The organism is Lawsonibacter asaccharolyticus (assembly GCF_022453915.1).
GTDB lineage: Bacteria > Bacillota > Clostridia > Oscillospirales > Oscillospiraceae > Lawsonibacter > Lawsonibacter asaccharolyticus.
On record NZ_CP091870.1, the window covers coordinates 2,284,945 to 2,303,976 of the forward strand.

At 63.9% G+C, this 19,032-nt stretch carries 16 protein-coding genes; all 16 read right to left on the minus strand.

What is annotated here, in order from left to right; genetic code table 11:
- Positions 1-168 precede the first annotated feature (168 nt).
- A complete protein-coding gene (locus L9O85_RS10940; RefSeq protein ID WP_276852584.1) occupies positions 169-2,136 on the minus strand; it encodes a pyruvate carboxylase subunit B in 1,968 nt (655 codons plus the stop codon).
- Positions 2,137-2,581: 445 nt separating this feature from the next.
- Entirely contained in the window at positions 2,582-2,710 is a 129-nt protein-coding gene (locus L9O85_RS10945) for a hypothetical protein (RefSeq protein ID WP_256183476.1), read from the minus strand.
- 514 nt (positions 2,711-3,224) lie between these two features.
- Complete coding sequence (locus L9O85_RS10950) at positions 3,225-3,746, minus strand: hypothetical protein (protein WP_108980748.1); 522 nt, start codon at positions 3,744-3,746, stop codon at positions 3,225-3,227.
- On the minus strand, positions 3,746-4,246 hold the full coding sequence (coaD, locus tag L9O85_RS10955; RefSeq protein ID WP_050623743.1) for a pantetheine-phosphate adenylyltransferase: 501 nt from the start codon (positions 4,244-4,246) through the stop codon (positions 3,746-3,748). Before coaD ends, L9O85_RS10950 begins: the two co-directional genes overlap by 1 nt.
- Positions 4,243-4,803 carry a 16S rRNA (guanine(966)-N(2))-methyltransferase RsmD gene (gene rsmD, locus L9O85_RS10960; protein ID WP_276852588.1) on the minus strand — a complete coding sequence of 187 codons (561 nt, stop codon included), beginning with the start codon at positions 4,801-4,803 and terminating at the stop codon, positions 4,243-4,245. The genes coaD and rsmD overlap by 4 nt, the downstream gene beginning before the upstream one ends.
- A 2-nt stretch (positions 4,804-4,805) precedes the next feature.
- Positions 4,806-6,662, minus strand: a complete 1,857-nt coding sequence (gene uvrC, locus L9O85_RS10965) for an excinuclease ABC subunit UvrC (protein ID WP_108980746.1) — start codon at positions 6,660-6,662, stop codon at positions 4,806-4,808.
- Between the two features lie 72 nt (positions 6,663-6,734).
- The gene (locus L9O85_RS10970; RefSeq protein WP_050623740.1) at positions 6,735-6,998 is read right to left on the minus strand and encodes an HPr family phosphocarrier protein; all 264 of its coding nucleotides are present in this window, start codon (positions 6,996-6,998) and stop codon (positions 6,735-6,737) included.
- A 212-nt stretch (positions 6,999-7,210) separates the two neighbouring features.
- Positions 7,211-9,577 (minus strand): endonuclease MutS2, encoded by a 2,367-nt coding sequence (locus L9O85_RS10975; RefSeq protein ID WP_256183259.1) that lies wholly within the window; start codon positions 9,575-9,577, stop codon positions 7,211-7,213.
- A 355-nt stretch (positions 9,578-9,932) separates the two neighbouring features.
- Positions 9,933-11,258 (minus strand): M56 family metallopeptidase, encoded by a 1,326-nt coding sequence (locus tag L9O85_RS10980; RefSeq protein ID WP_301578598.1) that lies wholly within the window; start codon positions 11,256-11,258, stop codon positions 9,933-9,935.
- Positions 11,259-11,284: 26 nt separating this feature from the next.
- Positions 11,285-12,604, minus strand: coding sequence for a M56 family metallopeptidase (locus L9O85_RS10985; RefSeq protein WP_301578599.1), 1,320 nt, complete (start codon positions 12,602-12,604; stop codon positions 11,285-11,287).
- 2 nt (positions 12,605-12,606) lie between these two features.
- Complete coding sequence (locus L9O85_RS10990) at positions 12,607-12,960, minus strand: BlaI/MecI/CopY family transcriptional regulator (protein ID WP_077138727.1); 354 nt, start codon at positions 12,958-12,960, stop codon at positions 12,607-12,609.
- A gap of 278 nt (positions 12,961-13,238) precedes the next feature.
- Positions 13,239-15,449, minus strand: a complete 2,211-nt coding sequence (gene csaB / locus L9O85_RS10995) for a polysaccharide pyruvyl transferase CsaB (protein WP_050623736.1) — start codon at positions 15,447-15,449, stop codon at positions 13,239-13,241.
- Positions 15,450-15,464: 15 nt separating this feature from the next.
- Positions 15,465-15,965: a DUF4330 domain-containing protein gene (locus tag L9O85_RS11000; protein ID WP_050623735.1), complete on the minus strand. Its 501-nt coding sequence runs from the start codon at positions 15,963-15,965 to the stop codon at positions 15,465-15,467.
- Positions 15,962-16,471 carry a DUF4330 domain-containing protein gene (locus L9O85_RS11005; RefSeq protein ID WP_050623734.1) on the minus strand — a complete coding sequence of 170 codons (510 nt, stop codon included), beginning with the start codon at positions 16,469-16,471 and terminating at the stop codon, positions 15,962-15,964. The genes L9O85_RS11000 and L9O85_RS11005 overlap by 4 nt, the downstream gene beginning before the upstream one ends.
- Positions 16,458-17,585, minus strand: a complete 1,128-nt coding sequence (locus tag L9O85_RS11010) for a glycosyltransferase family 4 protein (protein WP_301578600.1) — start codon at positions 17,583-17,585, stop codon at positions 16,458-16,460. The genes L9O85_RS11005 and L9O85_RS11010 overlap by 14 nt, the downstream gene beginning before the upstream one ends.
- The gene (locus L9O85_RS11015; RefSeq protein WP_301578601.1) at positions 17,582-19,030 is read right to left on the minus strand and encodes an O-antigen ligase family protein; all 1,449 of its coding nucleotides are present in this window, start codon (positions 19,028-19,030) and stop codon (positions 17,582-17,584) included. Before L9O85_RS11015 ends, L9O85_RS11010 begins: the two co-directional genes overlap by 4 nt.
- Positions 19,031-19,032 lie beyond the last annotated feature (2 nt).

The following is a 19,032-nucleotide window of genomic DNA, read 5'->3' on the forward strand; positions in this document are numbered from 1 at the left end:
TTACCATGTTCCCTCTGCCTTTTCAAGGTGATTTCCATTAAGACTTCCTTAAAAGTGTGTGAGAGGGCCGCAGTGCTTCTCTTCCCCCTGCCCGGGCGGTCAGAAAGGCTCCCCGCCAGCCGGAACTGGCTGGCGGGGAGTCGTTGCTTATCCTCTGAATTTCTGTTGTCAGCCCAGGACTACCAGCAGGTCATCGGTATTGACGGCGGTGCCCACTGTGGCGGATACAGACTTGACGGTGCCGTCCACCGGGGCAGAGACCTCGATCTCCATCTTCATGGCCTCCAGCACCACCAGTACATCGCCCGCCTTCACTGCCTGGCCGGGCTTGCACTCCACCTTAAAAATATTGCCGGGCATGGGACTGTTTACCGGCGTCTCGCCGGCGGCAACAGCGGTGGGAGCAGGGGCAGGGGCAGGAGCAGCGGCCGGTGCCGGGGTGGGCGCTGCCACGGGAGCGGCGGCCGCAGGAGCGGCGGCAGCCACGGGGGCGGCGGCCACAGGAGCGGCGGTGGGGGTATCAGCCTTGGCCACCGACACCTGATAGGGCTTGCCATCGATGGTGATGGTGAAGTTTCCGGTGCAGTCCTCCCGGTCTCCCATCTTCAGATAAGAGGGCTGGTAGGACGCGGCAAAGGGCTGGATGGCACGGCTCACATAGCCGGGGGTCTGGGGCACGGGCACCGCGGCATAGTAGACGGGGCCGGCAAAGGGCGCGCGGGGAGCGGGAGCCGCAGCAGGGGCGGCGGGCGCAGCAGGTTTCACAGGGGCAGCCTCCTTTTTCTTCTTGAACCCTGTGGCACGGTCCTCAAAGAAGGCCATGGCCACCTGGGGGAACGCGATATAGGACAGGACATCCTCGTCACTCTTGGCCTTGTCGCCCAGTTCCTTCTTGGTCTTTTCAAACTCGGGCTCCAGGGAGTCGGCGAAACGGCCTTTCACCACAGGGGTGTTGCCCAAAATCTTCTTCTGAATCTTGGCATCGATGGGGGCAGGGGTACGGCCGTACTCACCCCGGCAGTAGGCCTTGATCTCTTTGCCCACCACCTTGTAGCGCTCGCCGGCCAGTACATTCTGCACAGCCTGGGATCCCACCATCTGGCTGGTGGGGGTGACCAGGGGCGGATAGCCCAGGTCGGCACGGACCTTGGGGGTCTCGGCCAAGGCCTCGTCCAGCTTATCGATGGCGTTCATCATTTTGAGCTGGGAGATCAGATTGGACAGCATGCCGCCGGGGATCTGGTAATTCAGGCACTGGGTATCGGTGGCCATGGAGATGGGGTCGAGAGTCCCGTCGGCCAGGAAGTCGGCCCGGACGCCCTTGAAGAAGTCGGCCATCTTGACGAGGACCTTGTCGTCCAGGTCCACCTGGTAGCCAAGCTGGCGCAGGGCGTAAGCCAGAGTCTCGGTGGCAGGCTGGGCAGTGCCGCCGGAGAAGGGGGAGATGGCGGTGTCGATCACATCGGCACCCGCCTCCACCGCCTTCAGATAGGTCATGAAAGCCAGGCCGGTGGTGCAGTGGGTGTGGACCACCACCGGCAGTTCAGGGACCGCGTCCTTGATGGCGGAGACCAGGTCATAGGCGTCCTTGGGCCCCATGATGCCCGCCATGTCTTTAATGGCGATGGACTTTACGCCCATTTTCTGGAGATCCTTCACCATGGCTACGTTCTTTTCCAGGGTGTGGACCGGGCTGGTGGTGAAGCAGATGGTACCGGAGGCGTGGGCCCCCTGCTTGACGGTCTCGTCGATGGCTACCTCCAGGTTGCGCACATCGTTCAGAGCGTCGAAGATACGGATGATGTCGATGCCGTTCTTGACGGAGTACTCCACGAATTTACGCACCACGTCATCGGGATAGTGCTTATAGCCCAAGATGTTCTGGCCTCGCAGCAGCATCTGGAGCTTGGTATTGGGCATCTTGGCCCGGATCTTCCGCAGCCGCTCCCAGGGGTCCTCCTGGAGATAACGCAGGCACACGTCAAAGGTAGCGCCGCCCCACACCTCAGCGGAGTAGTAGCCAGCCTTGTCCATGGTCTCCAGAATGGACTCGAATTTGTCATAGGGGAGGCGGGTGGCGATCAGCGACTGGTTCGCGTCACGCAGCACTGTCTCTGTAAAGTTGATCTTTCTCATGTTCATCTGACCTCCGTGATGCTTTTTCAAAGCTGGATTCTATGAAACATAAACAGGGGCAAAGACTTTTCCGGCGTCCCTTCTGGACGGCAGAAAGGGCCGGTTTCCCCCTCCGGCCTGAATCTTATGGTTATTTTAGTATATTTTTTGCCCGGGTGCAAGTCTTTCTGTGCAAATTGGCCCACTTTATCCAGTTATGGAGCAAGATTCAGCAACCGGCCCTGATCGGGCAGGCATCGGCCCCTATGGTACACGCCACTCTCCTTCTCCACGCAGGAACGGGGCCTGCCCCTCCGCTGCTCCCCGGTCATCGGCGCACCGGGGCCGCCCGGCCTCTCCTCAGGCACGGCCCTGCCTGAAACGCAGAGACCGGGAGCCTGTCTCCCCGACCCGCAGCTCTGCCGCGGCTGGGTACAGGCTCCCGGTCCAGTCATCCGAAGATCCGTCAGCGCTCACTGCATACCACAGCTTCCTTGCGGGCAGCAGGCTCACTCTCAAAGATCATGTCGTCGATGTCTTTATCCTGACGCATCTGATTCCAGATACTGTTCTTCTTCTCACGAAGCATCGTCATGTCGATCTCTCCTTTCCATGGGAACGTCATTTTATCATTTCAGGCAACAAAAACGCCACCGCTGCACTACTGCAAACGATGGCGGAGAAAATCAGGCTGAACTGGAAAAACAAGATTTTTGGGGGTCACCCCAGATCATGTTGGCTCCTATGCACAGTCTGCACGCACCGCTTGCAGTCCCACCTCTCTCCCTGGGTCACATAACGCTGAGATCTCATCTGTGCTCACCTCTTTCTCCGCCGCCCGTTTCTTTGGCAGCTGTGTCTCTCAACAGGCAGGACAACTTTCCCCTTTTTGTCCATTCCGACGCTTTTTTCTCCATACTGCCGGAGCGTCCAGCGCCTCCCGCCGGCTGATTGTTGTTATTGTAAACCTCTCTTCTCCAAATGTCAAGAAAATTTTTTGTAAAAAATGAAGGCCTGCCCCATCCCCCCTTCATTTTCCCGGGAGGCCCACCCACCGTGGCACAAAGCGGGGGCCGCACATCCGTGCGGCCCCCGCTGTTCTCTGTGATTCAGTCCTCTTCGGCCGCCGCGTCATAGGCAGCCCGCCCTCCCGACGGGCTCCCCGCGGCGGTGGCGCTGGCCGCCGCCCGGAAGCGGGCCCGGGACTTCTTGATCTCGTCATAGGCCTCCGCCACCGCCTCCTCGGTGCGGCGCAGGGCGTCCTCGCAGTACTCGTTGGCGGAGCGCTTCAACTCCCGGCTGCGCTCCTCCGCCTGGCGCATCAATTCAGCAGAGCGCTGCTTGGCCTGGTTCAGCACGGACTCCTCTGCCAGCATGCGCTGCGCCTCCGCCTCCGCCTGCTTGCGGATCACCTCCGCCTCCCGCTTAGCCGCGGCGATATAGTCGTTCCGGGAGGCCACCAGCTTCTTAGCCTCTCCCAGCTCCACAGGGAACTGGGCCCGGATGTCATCGATCAGATCCAGGGCGCGGTCCCGCTCCAGCACGCACTTGTCGCTGGAAAGGGGCATATTCTTGGCCTCATCCACCATTTCAAAGAGCATGTCCAGCAGCTCTTCCACACCGCTTGCCATCAGTCATTCTCCTTTTCCTGCGCCTGGCGCATTTTCCGGTCTACGTCGTCCACGATCTCCCGGGGGACGAACTCCCCCAGGTCTGCTCCATACCGGGCCATCTCCTTCACCACGGTGGAGCTGAGGTAGGTGTACTTATCGCTGGAGGCCAGGAACATGGTCTCCAGCCTGGGGTTCAGCTTGCGGTTGATGACCGCCATCTGGACCTCCTGCTCAAAGTCGGATACCGCCCGCAGGCCCTTCACCACCACATGAGCCTTCCTGCGCTTGGCATAGGCGGCCAGCAGCTCGTCGGAGAAGTCAACTTCCACGTTGGGAAAGCGGGCAGTACACCGTTCCAGCAGCTCCACCCGCTCCTCCGGGGTAAACAGCCCGTGCTTCTTGGAATTCACCATCACACAGACGATCACCCGGTCAAAGCACTGAGCGGCCCGCTTGATGATGTTCAGATGCCCCAGGGTGACAGGGTCAAAGCTGCCGGGATAGATAGCGGTCTTCATGATCTCGGGTCACTCCCCTGACGGCGGTAAACTGTCAGTTTGATCCTGCCGTACCGGTATTCCCTCCCCTTTTCATAGGGAGGTGCCAGCGGGGGAAGCTCCCTCTCCGCGGGACTTTCGCAAATCATTATACCATGTTCCGAAAGAATGTCAATCTTCGACACCAGCTCCAGAGTCTGCTCCAGCAGCTGGGTCTGATAGGGCGGGTCCAGGAATATGACACCAAACCGCTCCCGGCACCCGCTGAGGAAGGAGATCGCATCCCCCTGCACCACTCGGCCCGCCTTCTCCAGTCCGGTGGCCTTCAGGTTCTCCCGGATGAGGGCAGCAGCCTCCCGCCGGGCGTCCACAAAGGTGCATCGCTCCGCCCCCCGGGACAGAGCCTCGATCCCCAGCTGTCCGGTGCCGCCGAACAGGTCCAGGACGCTCCGCCCCTCGATCTCGAACTGGATGATGTTGAACAGGGACTCTTTCACCTTGTCGGTGGTGGGCCGGGTGTCCATCCCCTGGAGCTCTTTCAGTCTTCTGCCCCGTGCGGAGCCGGAGATCACTCGCATGGTCACTCTTCCTTTCTCTCAGCCTGATCCTGATTTTCTGTCTCTCCCCTGCGGAAATACTGGTACACCGCCTGGGCCGTGCTCTGGGGGACCGCCCGCTCCAGCTCCTCCAGAGATGCCTGCCGGATGGCCTTCACGCTTTTGAAGTGCTTGAGCAGCTGGGCCCGGCGCTTTTCCCCCACCCCGGGTATTTTGTCCAGAACGGAGCCTTTTACGTGTCCCGCCTGGAGCTGCCGGTGGTATTCGATGGCGAAGCGGTGGGTCTCCTCCTGGATCTGCCCGATGAGGGAGAACACTGCCGGCACCGCCTGGATACCGATCTCCCGCCCGTCGGGGTGGACCAGGGCCCTGGTGCGGTGCCGGTCATCCTTCACCATGCCGAAGGCCGGGATGTCCAGCGCCATGGCCTCCAGCACCCGCCTGGCCACCCGCACATGCTCCAGACCGCCGTCAATGAGCAGCAGGTCGGGCTTCTCCACAAATTTTTCGTCCCCGTCCAGATACCGGCGGAACCGCCGGGTCAGCACCTGCTCCATGGAGGCGTAGTCGTCCGGGCCCTCCATATCCTTCAGCTTAAAGCGGCGGTAGTCCCGCTTCAGGGGCCTTCCGTCCACATAGACCACCATGGAGGCCACGATGTCACTGGCTCCAGTGTTGGAGATGTCGTAGGACTCCATCCGCCGGGGGGGCTCCTCCATGCCCAGCATCCTGGCCAGCGCCTCCAGCAGCTTGTTCTGGCGTTCCTCCCGGGTGGTGGCCCGGGCCACCTCTTCTGCCGCGTTCTGGTTGGCCAGCCGGATCAGATCCATCTTTGCCCCCCTCTGTGGGGTCACCAGCTCCACCCGGCGGCCCACCTGCTCGGAGAGCATCCGGGTCAGCGGGACCTGGTCGGGCAGCTCACAGGGCAGCAGGATCTGCCTGGGCAGCCGGCTTCGTCCCACATAGTACTCCCGCACCAGGGAGGAGAGGACCTCCTCCTCGTCCTCCTCCATAGGGGTCTCCAGCAGGTCCATATCCTTGGCCGCCAGCTCCCCCTCCATGTAGTGCAGGACCACGAAGCAGCTCTTGGCTGTCCCCCGGAAAAAGCCGGTGACGTCGGTATCCGCCAGGGAGCCCGCCACCACCTTCTGCCGCATCCCCAGCAGCTCGATGGCCTGGATGCGGTCCCGCAGCTCCGCCGCCCGCTCGAAGCGCAGCTCCTCCGCCGCCCGCTCCATCTCGGCGGTCAGGTCCGCTTTGACCTCCTTGAACCGCCCCTCCAGCAGGGAGACCGCCTGGGCGATGGCCTCCTCATGCTGCTCCTTCATCTGGAGGCTGCGGCAGTAGCCATCGCACTTGCCCATGTGGAAGTTGAGGCAGGGGCGCTCCTTCCCAATGTCCCGGGGAAAGCGCTTCCCGCAGGAGGGCAGGCGCAGGGCGGAGCGCAGGGCGTCCACGATAGCCTGGGTGGCGTGGCGGCTGGCGTAAGGGCCGAAATAGCGTGCCCCGTCCTCCGCCGCCCGGTTGGCCAGGGAGAAGCGGGGGTACTCCTCCCCGGACAAGCGGATGTAGGGGTAGCCCTTGTCGTCCTTGAGCAGGATGTTGTACCGGGGCTGGTGGCGCTTGATGAGGGAGTTCTCCAGTACCAGGGCCTCAAACTCGCTGTCCGCCACGATCACGTCAAAGTGGTCGATCTGGGACACCATGGCCCGGGTCTTCTCCGTGTGAGAGGCGGAGTCCTGGAAATACTGGGACACCCGGTTTTTCAACGCCTTGGCCTTGCCCACATAGATCACCGTGTTTTTGGCATCCTGCATGATATACACGCCTGGCTTCAGAGGCAGGGCGTGGGCCTTTTCCTTCAATTCGTCAAATGTCATAGGGGGCCTCCCGGGGAGATGTTAAAAAAGGCACCGCGCGAAGCGGTGCCTTTCGGATCTGCGCTGTGTGGCTCACTCGGAAAAATCGGAAGAGATCATCTTGAACAGAGCCTCCACCGCTTCCTTCTCATCCGGACCATCCGCAATGAGCTTGATAGGAGTACCTTTGACAATACCCAGGGAGAGCACGCCCAGAAGGCTCTTGGCGTTCACCTTGCGCTCGTCCTTCTCCACCCAAATGGAGCTTTTGAACTCGTTGGCTTTCTGGATAAAGAACGTGGCGGGTCTGGCATGCAGGCCTACCTGGTTATTGACGACCGCTTCCTGACTATACATATCCGTACCTCCGCACTCGATTTGTGTGTTACTAGCATACCAAATTCATCCCGCATCCGTCAATGACATTTTTCACAAATCTGCCTTCTTTTCTCAACAAAAATTGCGGGAGGTCCACGGCATTCGGCGGCAGATGCCCTTCTTCCCGGTCTCCGCCCACCGCTGGGCCGGCCGTGCGCGCTTCTGTCCCCCTGGAAAGAGGGCCCGGCCCCTTACCGCAGCTCCGCCACGGTGACGCCGTCCTCCCCCTCGCCGTAGCGGCCGGGGCGGAAGGATTTGATATAGCGGCTGCGCTTCAGATGCTCCCGCACCGCCTTGCGCACCGCGCCGGTCCCCTTTCCATGGATGATGGTCACGCTCTCCAGCTTGCCCATCATAGCAGTATCCAGGAAGCGGTCCAGCACCGCGATGGCCTCGTCGGTCATCATGCCCCGCAAATCGATCTCAGAGGGGGCCGCGGCGGCGCGCAGGGTGTGCTGGGCCCGCTGGACGATGCGCCTGGCCTCCTTCTGGCTCTGGGTCTCGCCCTCCACCACCCGCACCTCGTCCTGCTTGGCGGTGATCTTCAAGATCCCCGCCTGGAGCTGGAGGGTGCCGTCCTTGTTTACCGACAGGACGCTGGCTCTGGTCCCCATGGATACCAGCTCCACCGTATCCCCGGCCCGGGCCGGCCGGGTGGGGGGCGGGGCCTCCGGCTCCTGCGCCGCCCCGCCGATGGACCGCTCCGCCTCATTAAGCAGGCGGCGGGCCTCCGCCCGTCCGTCGTTCACCTGCTGCCAGTCCAGGTCCTGGCGCTTTTTCAGCTCCTTCAGTTCGGAGAGGGCCAGGTCGCTGGCGTCTCTGGCCTCCTGGATGATGGCCCGGGCCTCCGCCTGGGCCTTCTCCACCACCTTGGAGCGCTCCTCCTCCAGCCGCTTCCGGTACTCCCGGGCCTTGCCCGCAGACTGCTCCATCTCCAGCTTCAGCCGCCGGGCCTCCGCCCGGTCCTTCTCCATCTCCTGGCGCTGCTGGTCCAGCTTGGTGAGTACGTCTTCAAAGCGCACGTTCTCCGCATCCAGCCGGGCGGCCGCCCGGTCGATGATCTCCTCCGGCAGGCCCAGGCGCCGGGAGATAGCGAAGGCGTTGGATTTGCCCGGGATGCCCATTACCAGCCGGTAGGTGGGGGCCAGGGTGTCCACATTGAACTCGCAGGAGGCGTTCTCCACCCCGGGGGTGGTCATAGCGTACACCTTCAGCTCGGCATAGTGGGTGGTGGCCGCCACCAGTGCCCCCAGCTCCCGGGCACTCTCAATGACGGCCGCCGCCAGGGCGGCGCCCTCCACCGGGTCGGTGCCTGCCCCCAGCTCGTCGAACAGGATCAGGGTCTGACCGTCCGCCTCCTTCAGGATGCCCACGATGTTGGTCATATGGGAGGAGAAGGTGGACAGGGACTGGGCAATGGACTGCTCATCCCCGATGTCAGAGAGCACCCGGCGGAAGACCCGCACCGTACTGTCCGACTTGGCAGGGATGTGCAGCCCACACTGGGCCATCAGTGTAATGAGGCCCAGGGTCTTGAGGGTCACCGTCTTGCCGCCGGTGTTGGGACCGGTGATGACCAAGGTGTCGAACCGGTCTCCCAGCTCCAGGTCGTTGGCCACCGCCTTCTTTTTATCCAGCAGGGGGTGCCGCGCTCCCCGCAGCCTCAGGTACCGTTCCGACAGGCCGGGCTGGCTGGCCTCCATCTTCAGGGAGAGCTGTCCCCGGGCGAAGATGGTGTCCAGCAGGATCAGCAGGGTATAGTCCTCCCCGATATCCTCCTTATGGGCGGCGCACTGGGCGGACAGCTCCGCCAGGATGCGTTCGATCTCCTTTTTCTCCCTGGCCGCCAGCTCACGCAGCTCGTTATTGGCCTTCACCACCCCCATGGGCTCAATGAAGAAGGTGGAGCCGCTGGAGGACACGTCGTGGACCAGGCCGGGGATGGCGTTCTTGTGCTCCGCCTTCACCGGTACCACGTACCGGTCGGAGCGGATGGTAATGATGGACTCCTGGAGGTATTTGGACTGGTTGGAGGAGATCAGCCGCTGGAGGATGTCCCGCACCCTGGCCTCGGTGGAGCGCATGTGCCGCCGGATGGAGGCCAGCTCGCTGCTGGCTGAGTCGGCGATCTCCTCCTCACTGAGGATGGAGTTGGTGATGCTGTCCTCCAGGAAGCGGTTTGGGGTCAGGGAGCGGAACAGGTGGGAGATGACGGTCTTCTCCTCGCTGTCCCCGTAGTCCCGCGCCCCCCGGGCGCACCGCAGCACAGAGGCGATGTCCAGCAGCTCCCGGGTAGACAGGCTCCCCCCCATGTCCGCCCGCTGGAGGCTGGCCGACACCGGCTTCACCCCGGAGAAGCCGGGGCTCCCCCGCAGAATGAGCATCTTTACCGCGGCGGAGGTCTCCTCCTGCGCCCGGGCCACGTCGTCCAGATCAGTGAGGGGACGCAGTGCCAGGCAGCGCTCCTTTCCCTCCAGGGTGGCCGCGCAGTCGGCAAGAAGAGCCAGCACCTGGGGCAGCTCCAGGGTGGCCATAGATTTTTCAAACAGTTCACTCATATACAAAACTCCTGGATCGTTGGTCACATTCCATTTTGGCGGTTCAAGGACCGCCGTACACGTTTTATTGTCTCATAAAAGCCTCCGGTTGACAAGCCCTGGGCCTCGCTCCCTGTATTTTTTGCCCACTCCCGCCGGCCGAGCTCCACATACGCCCGCCCTGTCACCATGGCGGCAGGGCGGGCGTATGCTATTTGACCCGGTCCCAGCCCTCCTGGTCCAGGTCCTCCACTGCACTCACCCTTTTGCAGTACCAACCGGGCCCTCTCATAGCGGAAGGTCCACCGCAGAAGGGAAAGGCCAAGGAATGCCTCCATGAGCAGGGAACATGACCTCAGCACAATGCTTCCCGCTTTCATGACAGCGGCACCGCCCCCGTCAGATCCGGGGGCTTTTTCAGCACCTCTGCATGAGTAAAATACAGGCGGTCCCGCGTGGGATACCAGAAATACTCGGCCCCCACCCAGCCCTGCTCCAGCAGCTCCATCACCACCCAGACGTGCTCGCCGTCCTCCGCGACGCACCAGACCTGGAGGGCCAGGATGGGCCCCAGTCCCAGATCCTGCCTCACCTGATCCATCGTATGGGCCACCAGGGTGTCCACAGTCCCGCCCCCTCTTTCCCAGGTGAGCAGCGCGTCCTCCGCCAGCACCCCCTGGGTGGGGCCGCCCAGGAAGAAGAGGAAGAGCAGCACCGTCGTCAGCCAGGAGAGGCCCCGCCAGGCTCCCCCTGTTCGCTGCGGGCGGGCCGCTGTCTTGACCCGCACCGCTGTATCGCACTCCCCGAAGCACAATGGCGTGCTCCACAGGCTCCGCCCGGCCCCCATCTCCACCAGGGTCCTGGCGTACTCCCGCCGTTCCTCCGGCTCCAGCTCCTTCAGAACGGCCGCGTCGCATGCCAGCTCCAGGTCCCGACAGAAATATTTGTAGCCCAGCCAGATCAGCGGGTCCCACCAATAGAGAAATACCCCCATGTTGGCCCACCCCTTGAACCAGAGGTGCCCCAGCCTGATATGCTCCAGCTCGTGGCGCAGCACCAGGGCTCGCTGCTCCGGGGACAGCTCCCGCTGGAGGCAGATCACATATTCCACCGACCCCAGCCATCTCCTGCTGGTGAGGAAGCTGGTGGGCAGTCCCTCCACCAGCCGGATCTGGATCTTCCGCGTCTCCTCCTGGAGGACATGCTTGGTCAGAGCCTCCTCTCCGCCCAGCGGCTCCCCCCTGCGCAGCAGCTCCTTCAGCCGCCTGTCCTGTCGGCAGGAAAAAACGATCCCCAGCACCAGGACGCCCAGACACAGCAGCGCGGCCGCCCCGGCTATCCCCTCCCCGATTTCCACCGGCACCACCGCCCCGCCGGGCAGGGACAGATGGTACACCCCCGCCCCGTGGTAATCCATGGGCAGATAGGCGGGGATTGAGGTCGTCCATCCGCCGTCCTTTACCCGCCCGGTGATCAGGTCACGGAAGGTGACGGGCAGGATGTGGACCAGGCTGAGCAGGCCGTAAAAGCTCGGACTGTACAGGCTGATCCAGCCCACCACCCAAAGGGCCACCCGCTGCCCCGGGGAGAGTATCCGCACCAGCAGGGGGCGCAGCAGAAACAGGGCGGCGAACATCATTCCCACTGCCAGCCCCAGATTGATCATCATAAACATGCCCACAACAAAAAATCGGCCGATCATATCCGCTCCTCTCCTTTCTCTCAGGCTCAGTCCACGGGATAAAACTGAGTGCAGTCCGCCAGGTCATGGGGCCGGCCCTCCTGCCGGAGCTGGATCATCCCCATCTTGCCGCTCTCCCCCAGCACGCACCGGAACGCCCGCCAAGTGCCCACGCTGGTCTCCAGATAGATCCGGCCCCCTGTGCCCTCCCACTTCCACCAGCCGGCGGCGATGCTCACCCCGGAGAGCAGGTCCCCCTTCTCCTCCAGCCGCCGGATCAGCTCCTCCACCACCTTCTCCGGCGCCTCCTCCATCTGCGTCAGGTTTCGGGAGAAATCAGTCTCTGTCACTCCCCCCGGCACGGCCGGCGCCCCCGCAAAGAGGAGGAACACCAGGGCGGCACAGAACAGCCCGGTGAGGCGGCGCACAGGGGTCAGGGGACGCCAGGCCACCGCCGCCCGCACCCGCAGGGCTCCGTCGCACTCCCCAAAGCACAGCGGGGCCTCCCACAGGCGCCGCCCCGCCCCCAGCTCCACCAGGGTCTTGGCGTACTCCTTCCGCTGCTCCGGCTCCAGCTGATCCAGGGTCCTCTGGTCACAGGCCAGCTCCATATCCCGGCCCATATACCGAAATGCCAGCCACAGGATCGGATTCCACCAGTGGAGCAGCAGGCAGGCGCCCCTGAGCCCGGAGAAGTACCCATGGCGGAGATAGATGTGGTTCAGCTCATGGCGCAGCACCAGGGAAAGCTGCTCTTTGGGCAGCTCTGCCTGGAGGTACACCGAATCCCCCATGACAAAGCTAGTGGGCAGCCCGGGGGTGATCCACGCCCGGATCTTTCCGGGCTGCATCCAGAGCTCCAGCCGGTCGGCCCCCAGGGCCACCAGCTCCTTCTCCTCCAGCTCGCTCCCCTGCCGCCCCCAGCACATCAGGGCGAAGGACCGGTGACAATACCACAGGAGCAGCCCCACCGCCACCGCGGCCCACAGGAGGGACAGGGCCAGCAGCGGACCGCTGTTCAGCTCCACCGCCGCAGTTTCCCCGCCGGGCAGGACCACGGGGTACTCCCCCGGCCCGTCGTAGGCGGGCGGCAGGAAAGCCGGCGCGCCGAATATCCCGCCCGGCCGGGGTCCCAGCAGGTCCCAGACCGTTACCGGCAGCACCCTTACCAGGCTGGTCAGCCCCCACAGGTTCCCAAATATGCCGATGCTCCACGCTACATACCAGACTGCCACCCGCTGCTGGGGGGTGAGGAGCCGGAGGAGCAGAGGGCGCAGCAGAATCAGGACGGCCAGGACGACCCCCAGTGCCAGCCCCGCGTTCAGGTGATTCAAAAATATGGTGAGCCACGTGTTCAGTCCGTCCACGGTCAGTCCTCCCAGGTGTGCTGGTCGATCAGGTCCTTCAGCTCCAGTGCCTCCTCCATGGTCAGCTTCCGCCCGCTGAAAAAGGCGTTGAGGAAGGGGGCCATCCCCCCCGCCTTCACCGCCAGCTCCTCCCCTTGGGCTCGGATGACCTGCTCCCGGGTCAGCAGCGGGGTGACCACCGCGCGCTCGTTTCTGGCCGCCCCCTTCCGGCACAGCTTGCGCAGCACCGTATAGGTGGTGCTCTTGGTCCAGCCCAGCTGCTCCCGGCACAGAGTCACCAGCTGGGTGGAATTCACTGGTGCACTTTCCCACAGCACCTCCATCAGCCGGTATTCCCCGTCAAACAGCTTTTCCACCGTCCGTCCCCCTTTAGGTTTATTCTAATAAACCTCTCTTTCACTGCAAGTTTATCGCAATAAACCTCTCTTGTCAAGAGCCTGATTTCCCTATCGGACTCCGGAGCGGGCAGCGGCCCTGCATAGGCCCGCACAGGCTCGCCCGTCTCATCCCTGAAAACGATTTACGGGCGGCCCCGTGGGGCCGCCCGTAAGCGAAAGGATCTTTTTTGTTCAAGCTGATTCGGTGAGCCGGAGCTCCCCGTCTCCGCTCCTGCCGCGCGTTCCAGTCAAAAGCTCTATTGTTTCCTCTCCAGCAGCTCCAGCAGCAATCGCTCGTTCTCCCGGGCCGCCCGGCTCAGGGCGGCGGATTTCACCCGCAGGCGTTCCAGGCTCCCCTCATAGTCCGCCATCAGGCGGTCCGCGGCGGCGATGGCCTCCTCCCGGCGGAAGTGATGCACATCACCGGCGGAGGGCATGTCCAGCTCCTTCAGATAGCTGGCCACCTTGGGATCATAGACCAACCCCAGCACAGGGACCGCCATCCGGGCGGAGAAAATCAGGGTGTGCAGCCGCATAGCCAAACACAGCCTGCCCTCCCCCAGCACGGCCATCAGCTCCCTCGGGGTGCAGGGGGCGTCCAGCAGATGGGAGGGGCACTCCATAGCGCTCCGCACCTGGGCGGTGGCCGCCCGGTCCCGGCAGGGCTGCATCATCAGGAACAGGATCTCCATCCCGCAGGTCCGGTAGAGATGGTCGCACAGGGCGGCCAGCTCCCCGGCGAAGCTGCCCGTATCCGGCCAGTCCCGCACCGAGACCGCCGCGAAGGGAGTGCCCCGCTCCAGCCCGGCGGACCGGAGCAGTTCCCCGGCCCGCTCCTTGGGGGCGGGATCCAGGTTGAACACCGGGTCGGCCGTGACGTGGAGATCTGGGCGCTCCACCCCCATCTCCACCAGCTCCCGGGCGGAGCTGTGGTCCCGCAGGGTCACCAGAGCGGCCCGCTCCACTGCCCGCTTCACCCGGCGGCGGTTGGCCGGCTTCTGCACCGGCCCGATGCCGTTGGCGTAGAGCATCACCGGCTTCCCCATCCACTCGGCACAGCGCACGATGGACAGATAGTAGAGGAGGGAGCGGGTGGAGGTCCGGTCCTGGAGCAGGCTGCCCCCGCCGGACAGCAGAGCGTCGCATCGGCGCAGGGCACCGAACACCTTCCAGAAACGGAAGCGGGGGATGGCATTCATGCCGTAGTGCCGCTGGGTCTCGCGGGGGTCGTTGGACAGCACGGTGACCCCCACCTCCCCACTGGCCTCCAGAATGCTCTGGTGGATGGCCTCCAGGATGGCGTCGTCCCCCGCGTTGGAAAAGCCGTAGTAGCCGCTCATGACCACCTGGTACTTCCGGCGGCGCACCTGCTCATACATGGCCAGACAGTCCGCTGCCATCCGGCGCACGGAGTAATACTGGAAGATCACCTCCCGGCCGTAGGCCCCCGCCGCCTCCTTCTTCTCCGGGGAGAGGGACAGGACGGCGGCCACATCGGCCAGCAGACGCTCCGGAGTGGACATGGGCAGTCCCCGGCAGCAGAAGTTGCCCAGCCGGGCCTCCTCCAGCTTCTCCGGACCGAAGAGGCCCTGATACCCCTCGTTTCCCGCCACGATGACGGGCTTGGCGGCGGACATGGCCTCCAGCGCCGACCGGGACACCCCTACGAAGATGTCCCCCGCTGCCACGATCTGATTGATGTCGGTGCGTGGGCCGGTCATCACCACGCAGGTGCGTCCCATCCGGGCGTTCACCGCCTCCGCCTGCTCTTTCAGCTCCCGGAACACGTTGCCCCCTCCGGCGATGAGCAGCTGCACCCCGGGCACCGCCCGGTCCAGCTCCTCCGCGATCTGGATCAGCTGCCGGGCCACCAGGGCCCGGTCCTCGTCCATCCGGCTCACATAGGAGACCACCGGCCTGGACCGGTCCAGGCCGAACTCCTCCACCACTGACTGGCCGGAAGTCTGTGGAGAAAACTTCTCTGTATCGATGCCGTTGATGGTCACAGAGATGTGCTCCTCCGGCACCCCGTATTCCCGGATCAGATACGCCTTGATGTCATCGGAGACGGCGACGGTCCGCTGCCCCCAGTTGGTGAGGTAGCGCAGCCCGCCCTTGGTGGTGAACACCCAGTGGGCGGTGGTGACGAAGGGGAACTTCATCGTTCTCTGGAGGGTGCCGCACAGGAAGGCGGGGATGCGGGCGTGGGCGTGCACCACGTCCGGCCTCTCAGTACGGATGATCTCCTTCAGCAGCTTTCGGGAACGGAGCATGCATCCGGCGTCCCGCCGGTGCATGGGGACCTGGTAGTGGCGGATGCCCGCGGCCACGATCTCAGGGACATAGACACCGCCGTTGGAGGCCACCACGATGTCGTGTCCCTCCGCCTTCAGCTCCTTGGCCAGCTCTACGATATGGGTCTCCGCTCCGCCGATATCCAGGCCCATAGTGGCCATCAGGATCTTCATGTCTGCCGCCCCTTTTTAAAAAATCTCTGTCACTGTGCCGATGAACTCCGCGTATTTTGTGCAGAAGGTCCGGGAGGAGTTGACCCCCAGCTCATACACCCGATTCAGGGTATAGCGTCCCGACTCGCTCACTAGGCCGGTGCCCTCTACGGTGATCAGCATGTCCACGCCATCCTCCACCGTGGCGGCCGCCACGGTGCCGTCGTCAAACTCGGCCAGCTTGGTGCCGGGCATGAGCTGGATGTCGGTGATGGTGCCCAGGGTGCCGCCGCTGCTCCGGTCCGGGTCAAAGAGCTGGTCGCCCTCCCGCACTGCTTCGGCCACATAGGTCCGTATCCCACTGGCCAGGATCTGGTAGGTGATGGTCTGGTCCGCCGTGTTGGTGCTGGTGATGGCCATCTGGGTGTTCTTGGTGTACAGGGCAAAGCCCATCACCGCCACCACTACGATGACCAGCAGGTCGATGACGCTGATGAAGCCGAACAGGCGGCCGTTGCGGTCGATGATCTTTTTCATCCCTGCTCCCCCCTCTCAATGGAAACCACGGGCCCGCTGCCCATATAGCCGGAGCCCCGGACATAGGCGGTCACGCCCACCCGCAGCTTGAAGCCTCCGCCCAGCAGGAGGGAGTCCTCTCCCTCGGTATAGGGGGCCTCCACTGTCACCAAAGCGTCCTCGTAACCCTCGATCCCGGCGAGGACAAAGGCCTTGTCCTCGTGATCCTGGATCAGAGCCTGGGCCGGCACTGTCTCCACAGACACAACTGTGCCCAGCTCGTAGTTCTTCACGGTGTCCACCAGCTGGTCCCCGGGCTTGATCCGCTCGCTGGCTCCCTGGATCATCTTCTGAAATCGGATGGTGTACTGCACCGTCCCTGCCGCGGAAACGGCCCCTTCCGCCGGTGCGGCCGCCGGCTTTATGGCGCTCCACACCAGGAATGCCCCCACCGCCAGGGCCAGTACAAGGACGATGCTGTCGAACAGGTTCAGTCGGAAGCGGAATTTCGGCTTATTTGGTTCCATGAGATACTCCTTTCAGGACGTCCCGGTAGACGTCCTCCACATGCTTGGCAAAGATCTCGCCGGTATAGTTTTCTTCAAAGGACCGTTTGGCCCCCTCTCCCAGCCTGCGCAGCAGGGCGGGGTCATCCATCAGCCGTGCCACACAGTCGGCCAGGGCCCGGCTGTCCCGGTTGGGGAAGACCAGGCCGTTCTCTCCGTCCTGGATCAGCAGGGGGTTGCCCCCGATATCGCTGACCACGGCGGGCAGGCCGAAGCTCATGCCCTCCAGCAGGGAGAGGCTGGTCCCCTCGCTCTCGGTGGAGGCGTTGATCTGAGCGTCCATGGCCCACAGGGCCCGCTCCACCCGCTCAATAAAGCCGGCAAAAAACACTGTCCCCTGGGGGAAGGACACCGCCCGCAGCCGCAGGGCAGCCTCGGCGCTGCCCTCTCCGGCCACCAGCACCTTCACCCGGCGGCCCTGACTGAGCAGCTGCTCCGCCGCATCCAGCAGCACGCTGTGCCCCTTGTACTCCTCCACCCGGGCCAGGATGCCCACCACGAAGTCCTCCGGCCCAAAGCCGTACTCCGCCCGCAGTGCGGTCCGCTCCTCCTCCGTAGGGGCCTCCAGGGGAGCCACACCGTTGAAGAGCACGTGGATCTTCCGATCCGGTACGCCGGACTGGAGCAGCAGCTCCCGCACCGATGGGCTCACTGCGATGGCCCCGTCGGACAGGCAGGCATCCAGCACATGGCCCGCCAGACGGCCCACCGGGCTTCCCATCACCCGCCCCAGGGGGAAGACACAGTGCTTGGTGTAGATCACCTTTTTGCCGCACAGCCGGGCAGCCATCCGTGCGGACATGGAACCGTGGGTGTGGACCAGATCCGGGTCCACCGCCCGGATGACCCGGCGCAGGGGAGCCACCGCCGACAGATCCATGGACCGGTCCGCCATGGCGTCGATCTCATGGACCGGCACCCCCAGCGCCTCTACAGGTCCTTTCAGGGCGCTGCCCCGTGGGAGCACCACCTGGGACTGGAACTGGCTGCGGTCCTGACAGCTCAGATAGTTGAGCAGGCTGCGGCCGCCGCCGCCGATATTGGTGTCACTGATGACCTGTAAAATGGTATTCACCGGTCCTCCACCTCCTGTTCCGCCAGCCGGGCAAAGCTGGCTCCCAGGGCCAGCACCGCGAAGAAGAGCAGGGCCACCCTGTAGTTATAAAATGTGTAGTCGGTCATGCTCTGGGCCATGAACCCGCCCACGCCGCCGATGGCGCCGGCCAGATAGCACCGGGCCCGCCAGCTCCGGTTCCGGGAGAGTGCCGAGCAGATCACCCGGCAGAAAATGAAGATGATCAGCAGGAACACCACCAGGGCCACCACGCCGCCGTCCGACATGATCTGCAAAAAGAGGTTATGGGCGTGCTGAGCATTGGCTGCATTGTAGCTGTATGCCGGGTAGACCAGATTGAAAGCCCCGGTGCCCGGCCCGATGCCGCACAGCCAGTAGTCCTTCAGCATGGCTATGGTGCCCATCCAGATGGACACCCGGTAGGACGTGGAGGTGTCCTCCAGGTTTCCGATGCTGGTGAAGCGGCTGATGACGGTATCCGGCAGCACAAAGTAGAGGGCCACCAGCGCCACTGGGAGCACCACCGGCGCCAGCACCAGCACCCGGGGGTTGAGGAGCACCAAAAAGATCATCCCCGCGATCAGCAGGCCCAGCCAGCCGCCGCGGGACATGGTGAGCACCATGCACAGGCACATCACCCCGCAGCAGGCCAGCAGCACCAGCCGTTTCCCGGTCCCCTTGGCGGTGAGCAGGGCCGCCCCGCCCAGGGAGATCATCAAAATCAGATACTCGGCCAGCACATTGGGGTTCTGGAGGGTGGAGTAGACCCGGATGGTGACCGAGGAGAACATGTCGCTGTCCACCCAGGCGGCATCCCCCGTGGCGCCCAGCACATACTGGCCCACGCCCAGCAGAGCCACCACGCCTCCCGCCAGCACCATGAGAAACACCAGCTGTTCCGCCCGCTCCCAGCTGTCCACGGCGTTCTCCACCACCAAGGCGAAGGCCATGAAAAAGACCATCAGCAGGCCGGGGAACAGGCTCTGCCGGGGCGTGACGGAGGTGGCCGTGGCCGCCAGATACACCGCCGCGTACAGCAGGATATACCGGTTGACCGGGGAGTAGGCCAGGGGCCGTGCCCGGTCCCGGACCAGATTCAGTGCCAGGGAGGCGAAAGCCACCGCCGCCAGAGCCAGTACCGCCATAGTGGGCAGCAGGGGGGCCAGCACCACCGCCGCAGAACACCAGAGGGTCAGGCACAAAAAGATGCTCCCCCCGAACAGGCGCTCCAGTCCCAGCCTGCGGTACAGGGCGCACAGCCCGCCCCGGATCAGGTCCCACAGTCGGAAAAAGACACTGGATTCCGCCGCCTGTCGGCCCGCCATTGGGGCCACGAAGGCCCGGACCACCCGACTTCTCTGCCACTGTCCGCTGAACCACAGACAGATGGCGGTGAGCACCCGCCCCAGTATGCTGCTGTTCCAGATCTCTATCGCTCGATTCATTG

Bases quoted from the DNA above. Each gene is read 5' to 3' on its own strand.
- L9O85_RS10940 (WP_276852584.1), bottom strand. From the start codon at position 2,136: ATGAGAAAGATCAACTTTACAGAGACAGTGCTGCGTGACGCGAACCAG.
- L9O85_RS10945 (WP_256183476.1), bottom strand. From the start codon at position 2,710: ATGACGATGCTTCGTGAGAAGAAGAACAGTATCTGGAATCAGATGCGT.
- L9O85_RS10950 (WP_108980748.1), bottom strand. From the start codon at position 3,746: ATGGCAAGCGGTGTGGAAGAGCTGCTGGACATGCTCTTTGAAATGGTG.
- coaD (WP_050623743.1), bottom strand. From the start codon at position 4,246: ATGAAGACCGCTATCTATCCCGGCAGCTTTGACCCTGTCACCCTGGGG.
- rsmD (WP_276852588.1), bottom strand. From the start codon at position 4,803: ATGCGAGTGATCTCCGGCTCCGCACGGGGCAGAAGACTGAAAGAGCTC.
- uvrC (WP_108980746.1), bottom strand. From the start codon at position 6,662: ATGACATTTGACGAATTGAAGGAAAAGGCCCACGCCCTGCCTCTGAAG.
- L9O85_RS10970 (WP_050623740.1), bottom strand. From the start codon at position 6,998: ATGTATAGTCAGGAAGCGGTCGTCAATAACCAGGTAGGCCTGCATGCC.
- L9O85_RS10975 (WP_256183259.1), bottom strand. From the start codon at position 9,577: ATGAGTGAACTGTTTGAAAAATCTATGGCCACCCTGGAGCTGCCCCAG.
- L9O85_RS10980 (WP_301578598.1), bottom strand. From the start codon at position 11,258: ATGATCGGCCGATTTTTTGTTGTGGGCATGTTTATGATGATCAATCTG.
- csaB (WP_050623736.1), bottom strand. From the start codon at position 15,449: ATGAAGATCCTGATGGCCACTATGGGCCTGGATATCGGCGGAGCGGAG.
- L9O85_RS11000 (WP_050623735.1), bottom strand. From the start codon at position 15,965: ATGAAAAAGATCATCGACCGCAACGGCCGCCTGTTCGGCTTCATCAGC.
- L9O85_RS11005 (WP_050623734.1), bottom strand. From the start codon at position 16,471: ATGGAACCAAATAAGCCGAAATTCCGCTTCCGACTGAACCTGTTCGAC.
- L9O85_RS11015 (WP_301578601.1), bottom strand. From the start codon at position 19,030: ATGAATCGAGCGATAGAGATCTGGAACAGCAGCATACTGGGGCGGGTG.